We start from the raw sequence: 17,289 nt of genomic DNA, 5'->3' as shown, positions 1-17,289 counted from the left end.
GTCAAACCGCGATCGGCGCGCGGATCGTGGCGTCGGCGACGTAGTTCTCGAGCCGGAAATCCTCGAAGCGGAAGGCAAACAGGTCCTTCACCTCGGGGTTGATCCACATCGTCGGCAGCGCCTTCGGTGTGCGGGTCAGTTGCTCACGCGCCTGGTCGAAATGATTGTGGTAGATATGCGCGTCGCCAAGCGTATGGACGAAGTCGCCGGGCTTGAGCCCCGTGACCTGCGCCACCATCATCGTCAAAAGCGCGTAAGACGCGATGTTGAACGGCACGCCGAGGAAGATGTCGGCCGAGCGCTGGTAGAGCTGGCACGACAATCTGCCGTCGGAGACATAGAACTGGAACAGGCAGTGGCATGGCGGCAGCGCCATGGCGTCGACCTCTTCCGGATTCCATGCTGAGACGATCAGCCGGCGCGAATTCGGGTTCTTGCGGATCTGGTGGAGCAGGATTTCGATCTGGTCGATCTCGCCACCGTCGCGCGTCGGCCACGAGCGCCACTGCTTGCCATAGACCGGACCGAGGTCGCCGTTCTCGTCAGCCCACTCGTCCCAGATCGTCACCCCATTGTCGTTGAGGTACTTGATGTTGGTGTCGCCGGCGAGGAACCACAACAGCTCATAGATGATCGATTTGAGATGCAGCTTCTTGGTGGTGAGAACAGGAAAGCCCTGGGCCAGGTCGAAACGGAGCTGATGGCCGAACACCGAGCGCGTGCCGGTGCCGGTGCGGTCACCGCGATCGCTGCCGTTTTCAAGGACGTGGCTGAGGAGGTCGAGATACTGGCGCATCGGTCGGGCTCGATTCGGAGGGCCACCGATCATAGCGGACCAATGCCATCACAGGCAACGAAAGCACCGCCCAGTCTGCCCCAGCGCACAGGCAATACCCAAAAATGCCAACGCCGGGCACTGGCCCGGCGTCGAGACAATCGACGTTTTCAGCGCTGCTTAGAGCGACCCGAGCTTGCCCAGTTCCTTCGCCACCAGATAATAGAAGGTGACGCGGTTCTTGGTGTTGTCGGCCGACATCGCCTTGCAGACCTTTTCCAGTGCGCCGTCCGCCTTCTTTGCGTCCTCGACGCCGAGCTTCTTGGCAATCCAGCCGGCTTTGACGCGGTCGAGTTCTTTGGGATCGGTGCACGAGACAAGTGAAGAATCGCGGTTCCGGAGCGCGATGCCCAGGTGCTTGACGATCTTGGTCACCACCTCTTCCTTGGCGCCGGCATCGTACTTCTTCACGTCTGCAAGATAGTCGGTCATAGGAATTCCCCTCGTCGACGAATTGATCTCATCTCCCGCAGGGGCCCGGGCATTGACCGGTTCAGGTGCATCACGGACATCCCCAGCGGCCGGAGCTTCGGTTCGCGCATCGCGCGAGTCAACCCTGCCTGTTCGCGTGGCCTCATAAATCTGTTGCGAAAGGCTGTTATGACTCGCCGTTCCTGGCTTTCCTTTTTCACCCGGCCTCCCTATATTCGGGTCGTCAGCTTGACTGACTATGGCGATAAACTGCCGATGAAATAAGCCATTCGGACCCGGGGGCGGTACCCGGCGCCTCCACCAAAAGCTGCCGTGCCATTGAACGACGGTTTTTGCTGGGGGCGAAATAGGATCGACGAGGGTGTAAAGATCGGACTTTTGCCCGGCATAGTACCACCGTTATCGGGCTAAACTTGTAGTTGCAAACGACAACTATGCGGAAGCACGTCTCGCAGCGTAAGCTGTGCGATAGCTTCAAATTAAGCCCTAGAGGTTCGCACTTCTAGGCGGGGTTCGGAGGTACCTGGCAACAGAAACCTCCACTTCTCTCCTCCCCCAAACAATCGGCTGCCGGCTTACGCTGGCTTTGCCATGTCAGGTTTCGAGCAAGCCCCGTGCATCTGAATGGACGCACAAGGGCCGCTGTGGTCATCGAACCTGCGCGGCGTCGGCTTGCCGTGGCCGCTCCCGTTTCTTCAGGAGACGCTTCATGTCCAGAGATTCCAACCGCTTTTTCGTGCTCACCGGTGGTCCCGGTTCGGGCAAGACCACATTGATTGAAAGCCTCGCTGCAGCCGGCTTCGCCACCTCCGTCGAGGCCGGCCGCGGCATCATCAGGGATCAGGTAGCGATTTCAGGCATCGCCCTGCCCTGGCACGACCGCGCGCTTTTCGCCGAACTCATGCTGTCGTGGGAGATGCGCTCGCACGCCTTCGCCGCAGCTTCGCCCGGCCCCGTCTTTTTCGATCGCGGCGTCCCCGACGTCATCGGCTATCTCAGGCTCATTGGCCTTAAGGTACCCGCGCATGTCGAAAAGGCCGCCGAGGAATTCCGCTACAACCGCAAGGTGTTCGTCCTGCCGCATTGGCCCGAGATCTTCGCCCAGGACAACGAGCGCAAGCAGGATGAGGATGAGGCCCGGCGCACGCATGCCAGCATGGTCGAAACCTACGCCGCCTGCGGCTACGATCTCGTCGAGCTTCCCAAGGCCCCTGTCGAAGAACGGCTGGCCTACATACTCGACAACGCCCTTGGCACATGACCTGACGAATCAGGCCGCGCTCGGCAACTGCAGCCCTTCGGCAAAGGTGCGATTGCGGCCGGCGCGCTTGGCGGCATAAAGTACCTTGTCGGCGCGGCCGATGGCGTCCCAGAGCCCTTCCCCAGGATGGAACTGGGCAATGCCGAAACTGCAGGTCACCGCGAAATCCTTAGGCATGTCGGCAAAGCGCACGTTCGCGATCTCGCGGCGCAGCCTTTCGGTCAAGCTGAAGGCGTCGTCGACCGAAGCGTCCGTCATGACGATGACGAATTCTTCGCCACCCGTGCGTGCCGCGATGTCGCCCGCCCGCAGCTTCGCCCTGATGATGCCGGCAATGGTCGACAGCACGACGTCGCCTGCGGCATGGCCGAAGCGGTCGTTGATCGTCTTGAACCGGTCGATGTCGCAGGCAACGATGCTCAACTGCCTGCGCCGGCCTCCCGCCAGCAATCGTTGCATCTTGCCTTGCAAGCCGCGGCGATTGAGCAGCCCGGTCAGCGGATCGCTGTCGCGCTCGGCCTTCAGTGCCAGGATGACGTCGGCGCTGGCCACCACGACCAGGGCAAGGCCCATCGCCACGCCGAGAACCGACATGGCGAACTGTGCCCAGATCCAGAACTCGGATTCGAAGAACGCTTCAATGTTGTTGGTGGGAACCGAACCGCCCGTCAGCAAGGTCCGGGCGAAGAAGGTCAGCGCCAGACCAAACAGCAGCCACAGCATCGCGCGGTCGACAATGCTGCCACGCACCAGATGCCTGAGTTTCCACACGCCGCTCAGGAAGATACAGCCCATACCGAAATTGAGCACATAGACCCTGACCTGCAGATCGTCCTGAACGTAGTAGAAATAGGCGAGAACCGCGACGATGCCGGCGAAGCAGGCGGCATGCTCGACCAGCGGCATCGACTTGCCCGAGCGCGCAAGCACGCCTTCAACGAGAAACAGCGGCCCAGCCGAATAGAGCGATGCGGTGACGATCGTATTGTAGCCGATATCAGCCGGCCACAGCGCCAGCTGCGCGACGGTCGCCACACTGATCGTCAGGAAGGCCAGCGAAAACAGTAGCAAATGCTGGCGCCGGCGCTCGAGCAGCCAGATGCAGAAAAACGTCGCTGCAAACAAAAGCAGCAAGGCGGAAGGAATGAATTGCAAGTTTCTCAGCCGCCTCGGGTGTCGTGGCTCTACGTCCAGGGGTCTGGATCAGACTGTATCAGTCGAGAGTAAACAAACGATATCAAGGCTGTATGAAGCGGCGGCGACATTGCGCGCACAATGGCTCACCATGGCGTGAGCACGAATGAGCGAGGCCGGACATATGCCCGGCCTCGGCCAAAAATTCACTCCGCTGGCGCTTCGACGGCCACTTCGCGTCTGCGGCCAAGAGTCAGCTGGGCGAGCACAAATGCGATGACCGCCGAAATGGTGATGCCGAACACCATCGGCAAAGGCGTGCCGTCGAAGAACAGGCCGGCGACCGCCATGGCGACAGCGCCAGTGGCGAAGTGCAGCGTGCCCATCAACGCCGATGCCGTGCCGGCGATCTCGCCATGCTCTTCCATCGCCAGGACCGAGGTCGTCGGGATGACGAGACCAAGGAAGCCGTAGCCGATGAACAGCAGCACGGCGAGCACGTCGAGGCGATCGATGCCGGAGGCGAAGACGGCAAGCAGTATGACCATCATCGTGGCGTAACCGACCACCGCCACCCGCACCACGCGCTGCAAACCGAAGCGCTCGGTCAGCAAACCGGTCAGCTGCGACATGCCGATGAAGGCGACCGCATTGATCGAGAAGAACACGCTGTAGACCGATGGCGACAGGCCGTAATGGTCGATCAGGATGAACGACGAGTTGGCGAGATAGACGAAGAAGCTGGCGATACCGAAGCCGCCGATGAAGGTCAGGCCGAGGAAGTTGCGGTCACCGAGCAGGAAGCGATAGCCACTCAGCGCACTGCGCACCGAGCTTTCGGCGCGATGTTCGACGGGCCGCGTTTCCTTGAGCGACGTCGACAACAGAACCAGGGCAAGCACCGCGGCAGCGGTCACGACCCAGAACACGGCGCGCCAGCCAAAGCCCTCAATGACCAGCGAACCGGTCAGCGGCGCCAGGATCGGCGACACCGAAAACACCAGCATCAGTAGTGACATCAGCCGTGCCGCTTCGGTGCCGGTGTGCAGGTCACGCACGATGGCGCGCGGCACCACCATGCCGGCAGATGCCCCGAGGCCCTGGACGACACGGAAGAAGATCAGCCATTCGATGTTGGGCGCAAGTGCTGCACCCACGCCGCCGATGGCAAACAGCACCAGGCCGATATAGAGCGGCGCCTTGCGGCCGATCATGTCGGAGATCGGGCCGACGACGATCTGCGCCAGCCCCATGGCCAAGAAGAAGACGAGCAGGCTCATCTGCACGGCGGCAGTGCCAGCGTTGAGGTCGGCGCCAATGGTCGGCAGCGCCGGGAGATACATGTCGATGGCAAACGGGCCGATGGCCGACAAAAGGCCGAGGACGACCGCGACGCGGAGGAATTGGGGTGTCATGGCTTTCGATTCTTTCGGATCTGGTTTCCACCGTGAAAACACGGCGACGTGTAATCCAAGGACGTTTGGCAAGCCGAGATTCCGAACTCCTCCCGAACCGGCGCCCAACGTTGCGTCAATATTTTTAGACAGACTTGTCCAAATCGTCAATCACCTGTATATAAAAATTCCATGACACCTGCCATCGCTCCTGACATTGCAGTCGCCCGCAGCCACACCGCCAAGCGTCACTCGATCCTCGATGCCGCAGCATGCGTGTTCTGTCGTGAAGGCTTCGCCGGCGCCAACATCGACCTCATCGCCGCGGAAGCCGGCGTGTCGCGCCAGACCGTCTACAATCATCATGGTGATAAGGAGAACCTGCTGGTCGCGGTAGTCCGGGAAATCACCGAACGCATCAATGCGGGCGTCTTCGAAACCCTCGCCACCTTCCCCGACAAGCCGGTCGACCTGGAGGCGGAACTGGTCGAATTTGCCGTGCGGCTCAACCAGAACTGCCTGTGCAACCGCGACGGCAAGTTCCTGCGCAAGCTTTTGCAGACCGAAGGCGAGCGCTACCCCGCATTGTTTGCCGGCTGGCGCGAGCATGGCCCGGCCAAGACCTGGGCTGCACTTGCCGCGCGATTCGCCCGCCTTGCCCTTGCCGGCTGGCTTGACCTCGATGATCCCGACGTCGCCGCACGCCAGTTCCTGGCGCTGGTCAATGCCGATCTGCAGATGGCGATGATCTTCGGCGACACCGTCTCCGAAGAGCAATTGCGCGCTGCCGCAACCAACGCCGTCCGCTGCTTCCTGCGCGCCTATGGCAAGGCACGCCCGGCATAAATTGGGCTGGAAGGACGTCCTTTTCCGCTCCCGCGTTTCAGGCGCACGCAAGCTGGAATCCCAATCCTCAAATACGGCGCTATATCCGGTTTACGCCGGCCTCAAGCTTGATTACAGGTAGGAAGACGATTCAATCGGACCCGCATCTACATATGGCCGAAGACCAGATCCGCTACGACATTCTCGCCCAGGAGGCACTGCGTGGCGTCATGCGCAAGGTCCTGGCGGAAGTCGCGCGCACAGGCCTGCCGGGCAACCACCATTTCTTCATCACCTTCATGACCGGCGCGCCGGGCGTGCGCATCTCCTCGCGCCTGCATGAGCGTTATCCCGAGCAGATGACGATCGTCATCCAGTTCCAGTACTGGGACCTCAAGGTCACCGACACCGGCTTCGAGGTTGGCCTGTCTTTCTCCGACGTGCCGGAAAAGCTCGAAATCCCCTTCTCCGCCGTGCGCGGCTTCTACGATCCTTCGGTCAATTTCGAGCTCGAATTCGAGGTCAAGGCCGAGGCAGCGCCGGCCCTCGAGGAAGTTCCGGCCAAGCCCGAGCCGATTGCCGTGGTCAAGCCGGCCGAGCGCAAGCCCGCACCGAAGAAGAAGACCGGCGCGGCCGAAAAGGAAGCCGTCGAAGAGCCGGCCCACGGCAAGGGCGCCGACGTCGTCTCACTCGACGCTTTCCGCAAGAAATAGCCCCAGGCGAGGTCGCATGGCCGACATCGTCAATCTCCGCCAGTTCAAGAAGCAAAAGGCGCGCGCCGGGCGCGAAACGCTGGCCGACCAGAATCGCGCCCTGCACGGCCGCACCAAGGCCGAGAAGCAGCGCGATCAGCTGGCCACGGAGCGCAATGACAAGTTCGTCGACGGCCATCGCCGCGAGCCCGAGACATCCGACCGGTGAGCCTAGTCGAGAAGCGCTCGGTGACGATCCGCGGCCACCGCACCAGCTATTCGCTGGAAAAGCCCTTCTATGACGACCTCGTCGCCATATCAGCAGCACGCGGCATGACCCTTGCCGCGCTCGTCGCCGAGGTCGACGCCCTGCGCCCACGCGAGGCCAATCTGTCGTCGGCGCTCAGGCTGTTTGTGCTGGAGCAAGCGAAGCTAGCGACGGCCAAGCCAGTAGCGTAGCTCGCCTACTGGCTCTGCAACGATTTGAAGAAATCATCGAGACTGAGCGGTTCGATCTTCTTTTTCACCGGAGCTTCGGCCGGCGCTGGCGCAGGTTCTGCCGGGGTCGCCTCACCCGGCACCGCCATCGGCCGAGCATCGGGCAACGGCACCCGTTCGATCTCGGACACCGGCGCGGGCTTCGCCGTTTCGGCTTCGTGTCTCGCCTTTTCAGCGGCAATCCGCGCCTTTTCCTCGGCGTCGAGCCTCGCTTTTTGTTCGGCTGCCAGCTGCGCCTTCTCTTGCGCCAGCCTGGCCTTTTCGGCCTGCTCCACCGCCCTTTGCCTGTCCGCTTCGGCCTGGGCCTTTGCTGCAGCCTCTGCGGCGCGCCGCTCTTCTTCGGCCCTCAGCCTTTCGGCCTCGGCCCTTGCCTTAGCTTCTTCCTCGGCCCTGATCCGCGCTTCCTCGGCGAGCCGCGCCTCTTCGGCGATCCGCTCGCGCTCGGCCTGGACTGCCGCGAAGTAGCGCGTCTCGCGGCGCAATCGTTGCTTTTCCAGCAGCACCGCCTGCATCGCCTCGACGCGGGCCTGCTCCTTTTCCAGGGCGCGCTGCGTCAGGAACTGCGCCATTGGCGCACTGTCGAACAGCTGGACCGTTGCTCCCGGCTCGCCTTCGAGCTGGAAGTTCATCATCGGTTCCGACCCCACCAGTTGTTCCTTGCCGGGTGCATAGGCGATCGAACCGCTGGCCGCGACGACACCGGCATTGAGATCGGCGCGCAAATCGGCATTCAGCGTCGCCGCGGGGTTCTTCAGCGTCAGCGGCGGCGCGCGCAGGATGCCACCGGCAATGGTGAAGGCGATGTCGGCCTTGTCGGCAACAAAGCTGCCCTCGCCCGCGATCTCGGGCGCGAATTCGGCGACGCGCGCAGCATTGATGTCGCGGCCCAGCGCGTCAGCCCTGGCGATGAGCGGCGCGAAGGCGTCGGGGTTGAAACCGGGCAAGGTCAGCCCGCCGACATCGGCCGTGCCCGAGCCGGACAGCGACGCCACAAGCCCTTCGATAGATTTGCCGCTGCCCGACAGCGTCGCCGAGAAATTGCCCTTGCCGCTGACTTCGCCCGCCGCCGGAATCGCCGCGACATCGGCACCATCGAGCTTCAGCTGGCCAGAAATCAGCGCCGTGCCATCATTGTTCTTGAGTTCGACAAGCCCGCCAAGGTCGCCGCCAAACAGCTTGGCCTTGATATTGGAAAGCCTGAGCGCCTGACCGTCGATCTGCAACGCCAGCACCGCGTCATTGGCTGTCGCCAGCGGTTCCGCCAGAAGCGTGGCGGCGATGATTTCGAGGTCGGCGCTGAACGGAACGACGGGTTTCGGCGCAAAGGCCGCTGTCGGCCATGCCCCGTTTTCGCTTTCCAGCGCCGCAGCGCCCAGCGTCATTTCGGCAAACGGCCCGAGGTCCAGCTCATCGAGCGTCAGCGAACCGCTGAGATGCGGCAGCCCCTCGTCCAGCTCGGCCTTGAGGTTGCCGACCACAGCCCCTTGATTGACAGTGCCGTCGAGCCTGTCGAGCGCAAGAGCCCCATTGGCCAGGCTGGCATCGGCAGCAAGCTCCACTTGCGTGCCCGTGCCCATGCCCGGCAACGCAACCCCGGAGGTCATCAGCCACGGCTCAAGGTCGGCGGCCTGCAGCGTCGCCCGGCCCTTGAGGCTCGGAATGCCGTCGCGCAGCGCCACCGTGCCGGTGAAACCCGCCGAAGCGTCGTCGCCCTTGAGGTTGGCGCTCACTTCCAGGCCGTTTTGCACCGCACCTTTCGCTGTCAGCGTAAGTTCGGCCGGCCCGGTCATGCCGAGCGGCAACACAGGTAACCCGGCCAGCGCCAGCAGGCTGGTGCCGTCTTCGTTACGGGCGGAAAAATCGAGTTTCAGTTGCGAGCTTGCAAGCGCGCCCGGTATCGCCTGCGCCGACAGCGTCGCCAGCAGATCCGAACCGCCGGCCTCGCCTTGCCCGCTCAGCGCGATCCCGGTCGTTCCGTCGCCATTTTCGACAGCACTTGCAACGAAATCGATCCGCGCATCGGCCAACAGGCCCGGATAGGCCGCAGCACGTGAGGCAAGTGCGGCCAGCAGCTTGTTGTCAGGCGCCTGTGCGGTTGCCAGGGCGACCAGCGGTGCCAGATCGACCGCCACCACCGAGGCATCGAGATTGCCCGTTGGTGCCGTGGGAAAATCCTTGATCCGCCCGGTGGCGCTCAGCGATGCGCCGGCGAGCCCGGCGACGGACAGCTTGTCGATCTCCAGCACGCCCTCGCGCAGCCGCAGCGCGGTATCGACGGTGTCGGCGCTGAGGCCGGCAAAATTGACCGGTCCGGCCTTCACCGCAAGATCGAGGTCGGCATCAGCGAAGCGGTTGGCGCCCTGGTCGGTGACAAACAGCGAGGCGAAGGCGCGTAGGCCTTCGAGGTCGAGTTCGCCGCCGTCGAGCTTCATCGTCACCGACGCTCGTGCGTCGTCGGGCAACATGCTGTCCAGTTCACCGGTGAACCTGGCCTTGCCGAGGATCAGTTCGATGCCGTCGAATGTCTGCTGTTCGCGTGTCAGCTTGACCTTGGCCTTGAAACCGGCCGCCGGCAGCTTGCGCACCGCCTCGTCGACATCCTTGGCCATCCAGGCGGCAAACCCCGAAGGCTGCCCCACGGCCAGCAGCATCTGCCCGTCAAAGCCCAGATTGTCTTCGGTGCGCAGGAAGCCATCGGCCTCGAGCCGCGTACGGCCGGGCAGCGTCGCAGCCAGCGATTTCAGCCTCCAGCCGCCTTCGCCCGGTTCCGCCGAAAGCTTGACCTCGCGCACGGTGGTGTCGCCGGCAACGACCGCCGGAAGGTCGACGTCGACAGTGCCGGGGATTGTCGGGCGCGGCAGCTCGACCAGCACTTTTTCCAGGGCGGCCAGGCGCTCGGAAACCGAAAAGCCCGCCCCGGCCTTTTCGCCGCCAACCGCTTCGTCGAAACGCACTTGCGCGCCGTTGGCGGTGATCGCAAAATGTGGCTGGCCGCCGAGATCGACCTCGGCCGTACCATCGGCGGTATAGGGATCTTCCAGCGGTCCGCTTTCGAAGCGGAATTCCTCGACGCCGAGCCTGGCGTGATCGAGCGCGAACTTGCCCTTCAGCCGGAAGCCCGGCTCGACGGATATTGCCGGCGTCTTCGGCTTTTCGCTGTCCTTGGCTGCCACAGGCTCCGGCTGGGTCTCGATGATGCTGAAGCCGCCGGCATAAAGCGCCCTGCCCTTGTCCATCGAGGCATTGCCATCGCTTTCCAGCACGAAGCCATAGCGCTCCGGGGTGGCACGCACCCTGAGCCGCATCTGGCCGGTCGGGTCGACCGAGCCGGTCGAGGCCGACAGCTGTGTCTTCATGCCGTCGATGCGCAAGGAACCGTCAACCCGCCACGGACCGGACAGCGACTTGGCCGACACCGACGTGTTGATCTCCGACAGCAGATGGTCGCGCCCGCTCGCGGCGTGGCGCAGCCGCACCTGTCCTTCGGTAACAGTCAGCTTTTCGATCGAGATCTGTTTGGCATCGAACGGCGCCGATGGGCGGATCGCCCAGTCGACAACCCCGTCGGCGGCGACGTCGATGATCGCCTTCGGCCGCACCAGCCGCATGTCATAGATCAGGAACTCGCCGCTCAGCAGCGGCGCCAGTTCGGCATCCATCGAGAACGTTTCGACGGTCATCGCATTGTTGCCGCCGGTGCCACCGCCAACGGTCACGTCGGAGAAGGTCACCGAGGGAAATGGCAGGATCCGCGCCGTCACCTCGCCCTGAACCGAAACCTTGCGGCCAAGTATGGCGCTCGCCTCGCGCTCGAACTCGGCCTTGTAGCCCGACCAGTCGACAAAATACGGCCCCACCAGCGCCGCACACAGCGCCAGTACGAACAGTCCACCAAATATTACAAACAGGCGAGCGAGCATTGCCTCGGGGCAAATCTTTTCATGCGGCCCAGGCGACTAGCGCAGGAGCGTGGTCATTTGGTGGCATGTTGGGCTGTGCGCTGCAGCACGTCAACGCTGTGCGCGCCCTGTCCCGTGAAAAACGGTCACACCGCATCAGCCCGACTTTCCTCGCCGGTCGCTGCATGCGGCCCAACGAAGGCGCAAAGATTCAGGCCAGGCCGAGCCGAAAATGGCGGATACCGAGAACCGGAACGGAGCGTACATTCAGCTACGTGAGTACCGGAAGCGCAGGTATCGGCCATTTGCAGGCCGGCCTCACCTGAATCGCTCTATTTCGCGTCGCGCTTGGCCTGGGCTACGGCCGCTGCCTTGCGCAGGCGCCCGCGCTCCATCGACCTGACAAGGCTCTTGGCCCTGCTGTTCTCCACCGCCCGCATGCCGAGATGCGCCTGCCGCGTGTTGAAATCGGCGCCGCGCGCCGGCTTCTTTTCCTTGCTCAGCGCCAAGGCGCGGCGCGCGTTCTCGACGAGGTCGATGCGGGCTGCCAGTTGGCGCCGCCGCTCGTGCTCGCCGTTGAGGCGCCGCATGCTCATCGCCAGCACGCCGAGCTTTGCTTTGGTGCCGTGATCCTTGGTTGCTGGCTGTGCGCCTTTTGCGGCTGCCTTGCCGCGCATCTCGCGGCGCTTGCGATTGGCCTCGCCTTGCGCCCGGTCGCGCCGTTCGCGCACCGCCTTCAACAGGTCGCGCAGCTCGGCATCTGACAGCTCCTGCACCACCGGATGGTGCGAATTCTGCACCAGCTTCCACTCGTCTTCATTGAGAGCGCGTTCTTCCTGCTTCCTGGAAACCGCCATGTTCTGGTCCTCGCCTTTCACAGTCCGGTTGCCCAAAGCCTGGGCAACCGGACTGTCCGCCCGAACCAGGGCGGGGTCAAGCCGAGCTTATGCCGGGCGGCGCATCCGGATTACCTTGAGCGGACGCCCCTCGTCGTCCTGATCGTGCCTGAGCGTTTCGGCAAAGCCGATGCGATTGTAGAAGGCAACCGCCGCTTCGTTGTCGGCATAGACCTCGACGTCGAGCGAGCCCTTCAGCTTCGCCGCGTGCAACACAAGCGCCTTGCCGAAGCCATGGCCATGGGCTGCCGGGTCGACGAACAGCCCGCCGATGAAGCTGTCGATCAGGCCGATGAAGCCGGCCGGTCGGCCGTCGATCTCGGCCACCCAGTTCTCCGCCTGCGGCAGGTAGATGTCCCGCACCTTGGCCAGTTGTTCGGTCAGATCCGTTTCGGTCAGGAACGGATGCCCGATCCGCGAAGCCTCGAGCCAGATGTCGGCCAGGCGGTTGCGATCGGTCGTGTTGGAATAGGCGCGGATGGTCGCGCCGTGAGCGAGTGTCATGGAATGATCCTAGGAACTTACGTATCAGAGAAAGGCGCGCAAGCGCCCGCACGGAGCGCCGCGCGTCCGAACGGACGCGCAAAGGACGCTCTAAAGCCAAAACCGATGCATCGTGCTTTCCGAAAATCGGTTCCGATTTTCGGGCCGACGCATTGCCTCTCGGCCTCCGCCAGCACTGGGCCGACGTTTCAGCGATTGAAGTCTCTGCGCATAAGATCCCTTGTTGGACGGCGCCGAACTAGCAGCACCGCCCCTGCCAGTCAACGCCTACTCTGCCGCAGGCAAGACCTTGCCCGGGTTGAGAATATTCAGCGGATCGAGCGCGGCCTTGATCGCCCGCATCACCGAAACGCCGTGGCCGTGCTCACGCTGCATCAGCCCCATCTTGCCCTGGCCGATGCCATGCTCGCCGGTCGAGGTGCCATCCATGGATATCGCCCGCTCGGCCAGCCGCTTCACGAACTCCTCGGCGCGGCCGATGTCGGCCGGATCGTTCGGGTCCATCAGCACCAGCGTGTGGAAATTGCCGTCGCCGACATGGCCGACAATGGGAGCTACCAACCCCAACCGCTCGATGTCGGCCTCGGTTTCGGCGATGCATTCGGCCAGCCTGGAGATCGGCACGCAGGCGTCGGTCGACAGCGCCCGTGCCCCCGGCCGCAGTGTCTGCGACGCCCAGTAGGCATCGTGGCGCGCCTTCCACAGCTTCGCCCGCTCCTCCGCCACCTTGGTCCACAGGAACGGCCCGCCGCCATATTCGGCAGCGATCTCGCCAAAGCTTTCCGCCTGCTCGGCAACGCTGGCATCCGAACCATGAAATTCGAGAAACAGGCACGGGCTTTCGGGGTAGTCGAGCTTGGAATAGATCTTCATCGCCCGCATCTGCAGCGCGTTGACCAGCTCGATCCGCGCCACCGGAATGCCCATCTGGATGGTCGTGATGACTGCCTGGCACGCCGCCTCGACTGTCGGGAACGGGCAGACGCCGCCCGAAATCGCCTGCGGAATGCCTTGCAGCTTGAGCGCCACTTCGGTGATGATGCCGAGCGTACCTTCCGATCCGACCAGAAGCCTGGTCAGGTCATAGCCGGCCGAGCTTTTCCGTGCGCGATGCGAGGTCGTCACCTCGCTGCCGTCGGCCATCACAGCCCTGAGCGACAGCACGTTCTCGCGCATCGTGCCGTAGCGCACCGCATTGGTGCCCGAGGCCCGCGTCGCCGCCATCCCGCCCAGGCTGGCATTAGCGCCAGGATCGATCGGGAAGAACAGGCCGGTGTCCCGCAGATAATTGTTCAGCGCCTCGCGCGTCACGCCCGACTCGACCGTGCAGTCGAGATCGTCAGCATTGACCGATACCACCTTGTCCATGCGCGAAGTGTCGACCGAAATGCCGCCCGCCGGCGCATTCACATGGCCTTCGAGCGAGGTGCCGGTGCCAAAGGCGATGACCGGCACGCGATGCGCAGCACAGACCCGCACCACATCCTGAACGTCGGCAGTGCTTTCGGCAAACACCACGCCGTCGGGCGCCTGGTTGGGCAGATAGGTGGTGGTGTGGCCATGCTGCTCGCGGATCGACTGCCCGGTCTGGAAGCGCTCGCCGAACCGCTGCTTGAGGATACCCAGCGCCGCCGCGATACCCGCCTCGTTCCGCGCCATCGCCTTCAGGTCGCTCAGAGCCATGTTTTCCTCCGCGTTTGGAACAGCCTGGCGCCTTGCCGGCACCTTATGCTCGGGTAATCTGCCACACTTGGCGGTTTGTCCAGCGCCACCAAAGGCCAACGCGAAGAGGTTCACGCATGCCAGTCCCGTTCGTCTCGCGCGTCATGGAGGTCGAGCAAGCCTGGCTCGACTACAACGGCCACATGAACATGGCCTACTACAACGTGCTGTTCGACCGCGGCGGCGAGGAAGCGCTCGACCTGCTCGGCATGGGCGCTGCCTACGCCCGCGACCGCAAGCTCACCACCTACACCGCCGAGATCCATGTCTGCTACGTCAGGGAGCTGCATCTCGGCGACAAGGTCACCGCCACCTTCCACCTGCTCGACCACGACGAGAAACGCTTCCGGGTCTACCAGGAACTGCATCACGTCGACGGCTGGCTGTCGGCGACGTCGGAGACCCTGTCGCTCCATGTCGACATGAACGGCCCCAAGGTCGCGCCCTTCCCCGAAGACATCACGGCCGCCCTCGCTGCGATGCGCGCGGCCCACGCCGAACTGCCGATGCCCGAGCGCGCCGGCCGCGCGATCGGCATCAAACGCAGGCCGGCATAGTGGCCACCAGGCCACAGGCGATTAACCTTACCTGTTCATAACCTGCATCACAGCCTGAGGTTCGTTGATCGGCTGCACCCTGGCCCCGACAATCCCACGCAGCGAAGTTGAGTCGCGGCGGCGGGCACCGGACGGCTTGAGGCAAGGCATGCACACTGACATCGAAGCGACGGCCAACAAGCTCGCCTGCGACCCCCGCATCAGCGACTATGATTTCTGGCGTTCGCTCCGTAACATCAATAACGAGTTGTTCCAGATCGCCAACAACAACGGGCCGATTCCGATCGAGATGCTGCGCTGGCGCGTCATCTTGCGCCAAGCCCGCTCCAAGCGCGGCGTGGCTTGAATCCTTACGCCGAACTTTCCCGAATCTTAAATTTTCGTCAGGTGATGCGGTCTCGATAGTGCCGCCACAATCGGGGCCAAGCTAACCCACGCTGGCCTCGCCATGCTTGCAGCGTCTTCGCCGAGCCGTTCGACGATCCACTGGCGCATTCCGATGCCTCGATGAGCACGTTCTGGTCGGGACGAGTGGTTCGTTCCGAGAGGGCGTAGCTGTGTCCGCAAGGAGGACGAGACAATGATCCAACCCAGAACTGTTCTTGGCTGCGCAGTCGGCGTGGCGAGTGCCGCCTTCATGGCATTAGCCACGCCCGGCTTCGCTGCCAGTGCGACGGCCGCACAATCAACAACCAAGGCCTGCAGCGAGCAGTACCAGGCCGCCAAGACCGCCAACACGCTGAATGGTCAGAAGTGGCCGCAATTCCTGTCCAAATGCAGCGCAGCGATGAACAACACCGCCGCACCGGCAACGGTGCCCGCCACCAAGGCCAAGCAGGCGTCGGCGCTGGCGCCCGCCAACCCCAAGACCACCAGGACCGCCGCGGCCGTCTCAGGCACAACAGCCGGCCACCAGACCACCCAGCAGATCTGCAGTTCGCAATACCAGGCGGCAAAGGCCGCCGGCACACTCAATGGCCAGAAATGGTCGGCATTCCTTTCGAACTGCAGCGCCAGCATCAAGAACGACAACGAAGATGCGAGCGCTGCGCCGCCCGAACCGAACCTCGCCTCGGTCAAGTCGGCGATGGCGACGAAATCGGCCAATGGCAAGCCGCTGACCGCGGGCGAAGTCGCCTTCCGCCAGCGCATCCATGAGTGCTCGATCGAATGGCAGAGCGAAAAGCAGGCCGGCACCCTGCCCGCAGGCGCCAAGTGGCCGCAGTTCTGGAGCCAGTGCAACACCAAGCTGAAGGCCCAGGGCTGAGGAGAGACGCGCGATGAATGCTCAGGATATTGTCAATACCGTCTCATCAAGGCTGAAGCTTGATCCGGCGGTCGCCGAAAAGGCCGTCGGCACCATCTTTTCGGTGCTCGAGCATGAGTCGGGCGGCGTCGCCAGTGCTGGCATCTTCACCAAGATCGCCGGCGCCGACGAGCTTGCCCACAGCTACGATGTCATGGCTGGCGCAAGCGGCACCGGCGGCCTCGTCGGCTCGCTGACCTCGCTGCTCGGCGCCTCGTTCGGCGAAAAGGCTGGCGCCATGGTCAACGGCATCGCGCAGTTGCGTTCGCTCGGCCTCGACATGACCCAGATCGAGCAGGCCGGTGAAACCCTGCTTCTGGAGGCCAAAGGCGCAGCCGGTCCGAAGGCGGTCAGCGGCCTGGTCGACGCGGTACCGGCGCTGAAGGGCCATTTCGGGCTCTAGGGTATTGAGGCGAAAAAGCCCGCGCCGCCGTCAGGCGCGGGCTCCCATGGCTCATCAAGCGGCTGTCCGCTCAGGCCAGCTTCTCCTTATGAAGGCGACCGTCCGGTCCCAGGCCTGATCCGCCGTCTCCTTGTCGTAGCGCGCTTCCGATGTGTCATTGTTGAAGGCGTGCTGGGCACCGTCATAGACGATCAGTTGGAATTCCTTGCCCGCCTTCTCCAGTGCTGCCTTGTAGGCGTCGATGCCGGCATTGATGCGGTCGTCCTTCGCCTGAAAAGGGTGCAGCATCCCGGCGCGCCTCGCAGTGCAGGGATGCCCGCGAAAGCCGTCGTCGGTTCAGTCCTGGCTTTCCATGAAGCGGATGCGGTTGCCGAACGGGTCGATCACCTCGCACTCCAGTCCCCAATCCTGATGCTGCAGACCGGGCCGGTTGTACTTGTAGTTCTTGGCGATCAGCCCCTTCTGGAACGCCTCGACGCCCTTCAGGTAGCAGACCGCCGTAGCACCGGGACTGGCATCGCCCGAATGCTCCGACAGATGCAGCTTCAACCCACCGCGCGACACCTGGCAGTAGAGCGGCGCGCCGGGATGGAAGCGATGCTCCCAGTCGACAGTGCAGTCGAGGAAGCCTTCGTAGAAACCCCTCGCCTTGTCCTCGTCGAAGATGCGGAAGATCGGTACCGGCTGGGTGAAGCTCACAGCACCGGCCGTTGGCTCTTCCGCTTTGTCCAGCTTGCGCGACAGGATGTTCCACGTCTCCAAGCCGAACTGCCGGGCGACGATCTCGAGTGCTTCGCTGTGGCTGACATCGAGGTTCTTTTGGGCAAGCGCTTCGCGCATGGCCTTCGCCATCGCCTTGGCGTCACGATAGGTTCGCATGATCTTCCGATCCTCGGGTTGTGGCGAGAAATCCCATCAGTGCCCGCATTGC

Annotated in this window: 19 protein-coding genes and 1 other RNA gene; 10 read left to right on the top strand and 10 right to left on the bottom strand. The window is 63.4% G+C overall.

What is annotated here, in order from left to right; all coding sequences use genetic code 11:
- Position 1 precedes the first annotated feature (1 nt).
- Both ACHMW7_RS14335 and ACHMW7_RS14330 read right to left on the bottom strand, forming a co-directional pair.
- The gene (locus ACHMW7_RS14335; protein ID WP_395450867.1) at positions 2–796 is read right to left on the bottom strand and encodes a thymidylate synthase; all 795 of its coding nucleotides are present in this window, start codon (positions 794–796) and stop codon (positions 2–4) included.
- A gap of 159 nt (positions 797–955) precedes the next feature.
- A complete protein-coding gene (locus ACHMW7_RS14330; RefSeq protein ID WP_263006640.1) occupies positions 956–1,267 on the bottom strand; it encodes a DUF2853 family protein in 312 nt (103 codons plus the stop codon).
- A gap of 183 nt (positions 1,268–1,450) precedes the next feature.
- Between ACHMW7_RS14330 and ssrA the strand changes: the two genes are divergently transcribed.
- Both ssrA and ACHMW7_RS14320 read left to right on the top strand, forming a co-directional pair.
- Positions 1,451–1,811: a transfer-messenger RNA gene (ssrA, locus tag ACHMW7_RS14325) on the top strand.
- A gap of 165 nt (positions 1,812–1,976) precedes the next feature.
- Positions 1,977–2,528: an AAA family ATPase gene (locus tag ACHMW7_RS14320; RefSeq protein ID WP_395450866.1), complete on the top strand. Its 552-nt coding sequence runs from the start codon at positions 1,977–1,979 to the stop codon at positions 2,526–2,528.
- 9 nt (positions 2,529–2,537) lie between these two features.
- On the opposite strand, the gene ACHMW7_RS14315 is transcribed toward ACHMW7_RS14320, so the two are convergent.
- On the bottom strand, positions 2,538–3,683 hold the full coding sequence (locus ACHMW7_RS14315) for a diguanylate cyclase (protein ID WP_395450865.1): 1,146 nt from the start codon (positions 3,681–3,683) through the stop codon (positions 2,538–2,540).
- A 185-nt stretch (positions 3,684–3,868) separates the two neighbouring features.
- The gene (locus ACHMW7_RS14310; RefSeq protein WP_395450864.1) at positions 3,869–5,077 is read right to left on the bottom strand and encodes a multidrug effflux MFS transporter; all 1,209 of its coding nucleotides are present in this window, start codon (positions 5,075–5,077) and stop codon (positions 3,869–3,871) included.
- Between the two features lie 171 nt (positions 5,078–5,248).
- Between ACHMW7_RS14310 and ACHMW7_RS14305 the strand changes: the two genes are divergently transcribed.
- The 4 genes from ACHMW7_RS14305 to ACHMW7_RS14290 all read left to right on the top strand — a co-directional run bounded on the left by ACHMW7_RS14305 (position 5,249) and on the right by ACHMW7_RS14290 (position 7,032).
- A complete protein-coding gene (locus tag ACHMW7_RS14305; RefSeq protein ID WP_395450863.1) occupies positions 5,249–5,902 on the top strand; it encodes a TetR/AcrR family transcriptional regulator C-terminal domain-containing protein in 654 nt (217 codons plus the stop codon).
- A 152-nt stretch (positions 5,903–6,054) separates the two neighbouring features.
- The gene (locus tag ACHMW7_RS14300) at positions 6,055–6,594 is read left to right on the top strand and encodes an SspB family protein (RefSeq protein WP_395450862.1); all 540 of its coding nucleotides are present in this window, start codon (positions 6,055–6,057) and stop codon (positions 6,592–6,594) included.
- Between the two features lie 16 nt (positions 6,595–6,610).
- The gene (locus ACHMW7_RS14295; RefSeq protein ID WP_395450861.1) at positions 6,611–6,802 is read left to right on the top strand and encodes a DUF4169 family protein; all 192 of its coding nucleotides are present in this window, start codon (positions 6,611–6,613) and stop codon (positions 6,800–6,802) included.
- Entirely contained in the window at positions 6,799–7,032 is a 234-nt protein-coding gene (locus ACHMW7_RS14290; protein WP_395450860.1) for a ribbon-helix-helix domain-containing protein, read from the top strand. The genes ACHMW7_RS14295 and ACHMW7_RS14290 overlap by 4 nt, the downstream gene beginning before the upstream one ends.
- Before the next feature lie 5 nt (positions 7,033–7,037).
- Here ACHMW7_RS14290 and ACHMW7_RS14285 read toward each other — a convergent pair whose 3' ends face one another.
- The 4 genes from ACHMW7_RS14285 to ACHMW7_RS14270 form a co-directional block, all read right to left on the bottom strand.
- The gene (locus tag ACHMW7_RS14285; RefSeq protein ID WP_395450859.1) at positions 7,038–10,991 is read right to left on the bottom strand and encodes an AsmA family protein; all 3,954 of its coding nucleotides are present in this window, start codon (positions 10,989–10,991) and stop codon (positions 7,038–7,040) included.
- Positions 10,992–11,302: 311 nt separating this feature from the next.
- Complete coding sequence (locus ACHMW7_RS14280) at positions 11,303–11,827, bottom strand: hypothetical protein (RefSeq protein ID WP_395450858.1); 525 nt, start codon at positions 11,825–11,827, stop codon at positions 11,303–11,305.
- Between the two features lie 87 nt (positions 11,828–11,914).
- Positions 11,915–12,370, bottom strand: a complete 456-nt coding sequence (locus tag ACHMW7_RS14275; protein WP_395450857.1) for a GNAT family N-acetyltransferase — start codon at positions 12,368–12,370, stop codon at positions 11,915–11,917.
- A gap of 267 nt (positions 12,371–12,637) precedes the next feature.
- Entirely contained in the window at positions 12,638–14,053 is a 1,416-nt protein-coding gene (locus ACHMW7_RS14270) for an FAD-binding oxidoreductase (RefSeq protein WP_395450856.1), read from the bottom strand.
- Positions 14,054–14,169: 116 nt separating this feature from the next.
- On the opposite strand from ACHMW7_RS14270, the gene ACHMW7_RS14265 reads away from it, so the two are divergent.
- The 4 genes from ACHMW7_RS14265 (at position 14,170) to ACHMW7_RS14250 (ending at position 16,358) form a co-directional block, all read left to right on the top strand.
- Positions 14,170–14,649 (top strand): thioesterase family protein, encoded by a 480-nt coding sequence (locus ACHMW7_RS14265; RefSeq protein WP_395450855.1) that lies wholly within the window; start codon positions 14,170–14,172, stop codon positions 14,647–14,649.
- A 148-nt stretch (positions 14,650–14,797) separates the two neighbouring features.
- The gene (locus tag ACHMW7_RS14260) at positions 14,798–14,995 is read left to right on the top strand and encodes a hypothetical protein (RefSeq protein ID WP_395450854.1); all 198 of its coding nucleotides are present in this window, start codon (positions 14,798–14,800) and stop codon (positions 14,993–14,995) included.
- Positions 14,996–15,229: 234 nt separating this feature from the next.
- Positions 15,230–15,916 (top strand): hypothetical protein, encoded by a 687-nt coding sequence (locus tag ACHMW7_RS14255; protein WP_395450853.1) that lies wholly within the window; start codon positions 15,230–15,232, stop codon positions 15,914–15,916.
- A 13-nt stretch (positions 15,917–15,929) separates the two neighbouring features.
- The gene (locus ACHMW7_RS14250; protein ID WP_395450852.1) at positions 15,930–16,358 is read left to right on the top strand and encodes a hypothetical protein; all 429 of its coding nucleotides are present in this window, start codon (positions 15,930–15,932) and stop codon (positions 16,356–16,358) included.
- Between the two features lie 54 nt (positions 16,359–16,412).
- Here the strand turns inward: ACHMW7_RS14250 and ACHMW7_RS14245 are convergent, their stop codons facing one another.
- Positions 16,413–16,646: a dienelactone hydrolase family protein gene (locus ACHMW7_RS14245; protein WP_395450851.1), complete on the bottom strand. Its 234-nt coding sequence runs from the start codon at positions 16,644–16,646 to the stop codon at positions 16,413–16,415.
- A gap of 48 nt (positions 16,647–16,694) precedes the next feature.
- A complete protein-coding gene (locus ACHMW7_RS14240; protein WP_395450850.1) occupies positions 16,695–17,237 on the bottom strand; it encodes a glyoxalase superfamily protein in 543 nt (180 codons plus the stop codon).
- Positions 17,238–17,289: the final 52 nt, after the last annotated feature.

It is taken from the genome of Aminobacter sp. UC22_36 (genome assembly GCF_044056035.1).
Classification (GTDB): domain Bacteria; phylum Pseudomonadota; class Alphaproteobacteria; order Rhizobiales; family Rhizobiaceae; genus Aminobacter.
The sequence above is the reverse complement of the archived record's forward strand: the minus strand, read 5'-3'. Positions and strand labels throughout refer to the sequence as shown.

Bases quoted from the DNA above. Each gene is read 5' to 3' on its own strand.
- ACHMW7_RS14270 (WP_395450856.1), bottom strand. From the start codon at position 14,053: ATGGCTCTGAGCGACCTGAAGGCGATGGCGCGGAACGAGGCGGGTATC.
- ACHMW7_RS14255 (WP_395450853.1), top strand. From the start codon at position 15,230: ATGATCCAACCCAGAACTGTTCTTGGCTGCGCAGTCGGCGTGGCGAGT.
- ACHMW7_RS14240 (WP_395450850.1), bottom strand. From the start codon at position 17,237: ATGCGAACCTATCGTGACGCCAAGGCGATGGCGAAGGCCATGCGCGAA.
- ACHMW7_RS14280 (WP_395450858.1), bottom strand. From the start codon at position 11,827: ATGGCGGTTTCCAGGAAGCAGGAAGAACGCGCTCTCAATGAAGACGAG.
- ACHMW7_RS14330 (WP_263006640.1), bottom strand. From the start codon at position 1,267: ATGACCGACTATCTTGCAGACGTGAAGAAGTACGATGCCGGCGCCAAG.
- ACHMW7_RS14305 (WP_395450863.1), top strand. From the start codon at position 5,249: ATGACACCTGCCATCGCTCCTGACATTGCAGTCGCCCGCAGCCACACC.
- ACHMW7_RS14300 (WP_395450862.1), top strand. From the start codon at position 6,055: ATGGCCGAAGACCAGATCCGCTACGACATTCTCGCCCAGGAGGCACTG.
- ACHMW7_RS14245 (WP_395450851.1), bottom strand. From the start codon at position 16,646: ATGCTGCACCCTTTTCAGGCGAAGGACGACCGCATCAATGCCGGCATC.
- ACHMW7_RS14335 (WP_395450867.1), bottom strand. From the start codon at position 796: ATGCGCCAGTATCTCGACCTCCTCAGCCACGTCCTTGAAAACGGCAGC.
- ACHMW7_RS14310 (WP_395450864.1), bottom strand. From the start codon at position 5,077: ATGACACCCCAATTCCTCCGCGTCGCGGTCGTCCTCGGCCTTTTGTCG.
- ACHMW7_RS14320 (WP_395450866.1), top strand. From the start codon at position 1,977: ATGTCCAGAGATTCCAACCGCTTTTTCGTGCTCACCGGTGGTCCCGGT.
- ACHMW7_RS14250 (WP_395450852.1), top strand. From the start codon at position 15,930: ATGAATGCTCAGGATATTGTCAATACCGTCTCATCAAGGCTGAAGCTT.
- ACHMW7_RS14265 (WP_395450855.1), top strand. From the start codon at position 14,170: ATGCCAGTCCCGTTCGTCTCGCGCGTCATGGAGGTCGAGCAAGCCTGG.
- ACHMW7_RS14260 (WP_395450854.1), top strand. From the start codon at position 14,798: ATGCACACTGACATCGAAGCGACGGCCAACAAGCTCGCCTGCGACCCC.
- ACHMW7_RS14275 (WP_395450857.1), bottom strand. From the start codon at position 12,370: ATGACACTCGCTCACGGCGCGACCATCCGCGCCTATTCCAACACGACC.
- ACHMW7_RS14295 (WP_395450861.1), top strand. From the start codon at position 6,611: ATGGCCGACATCGTCAATCTCCGCCAGTTCAAGAAGCAAAAGGCGCGC.
- ACHMW7_RS14285 (WP_395450859.1), bottom strand. From the start codon at position 10,991: ATGCTCGCTCGCCTGTTTGTAATATTTGGTGGACTGTTCGTACTGGCG.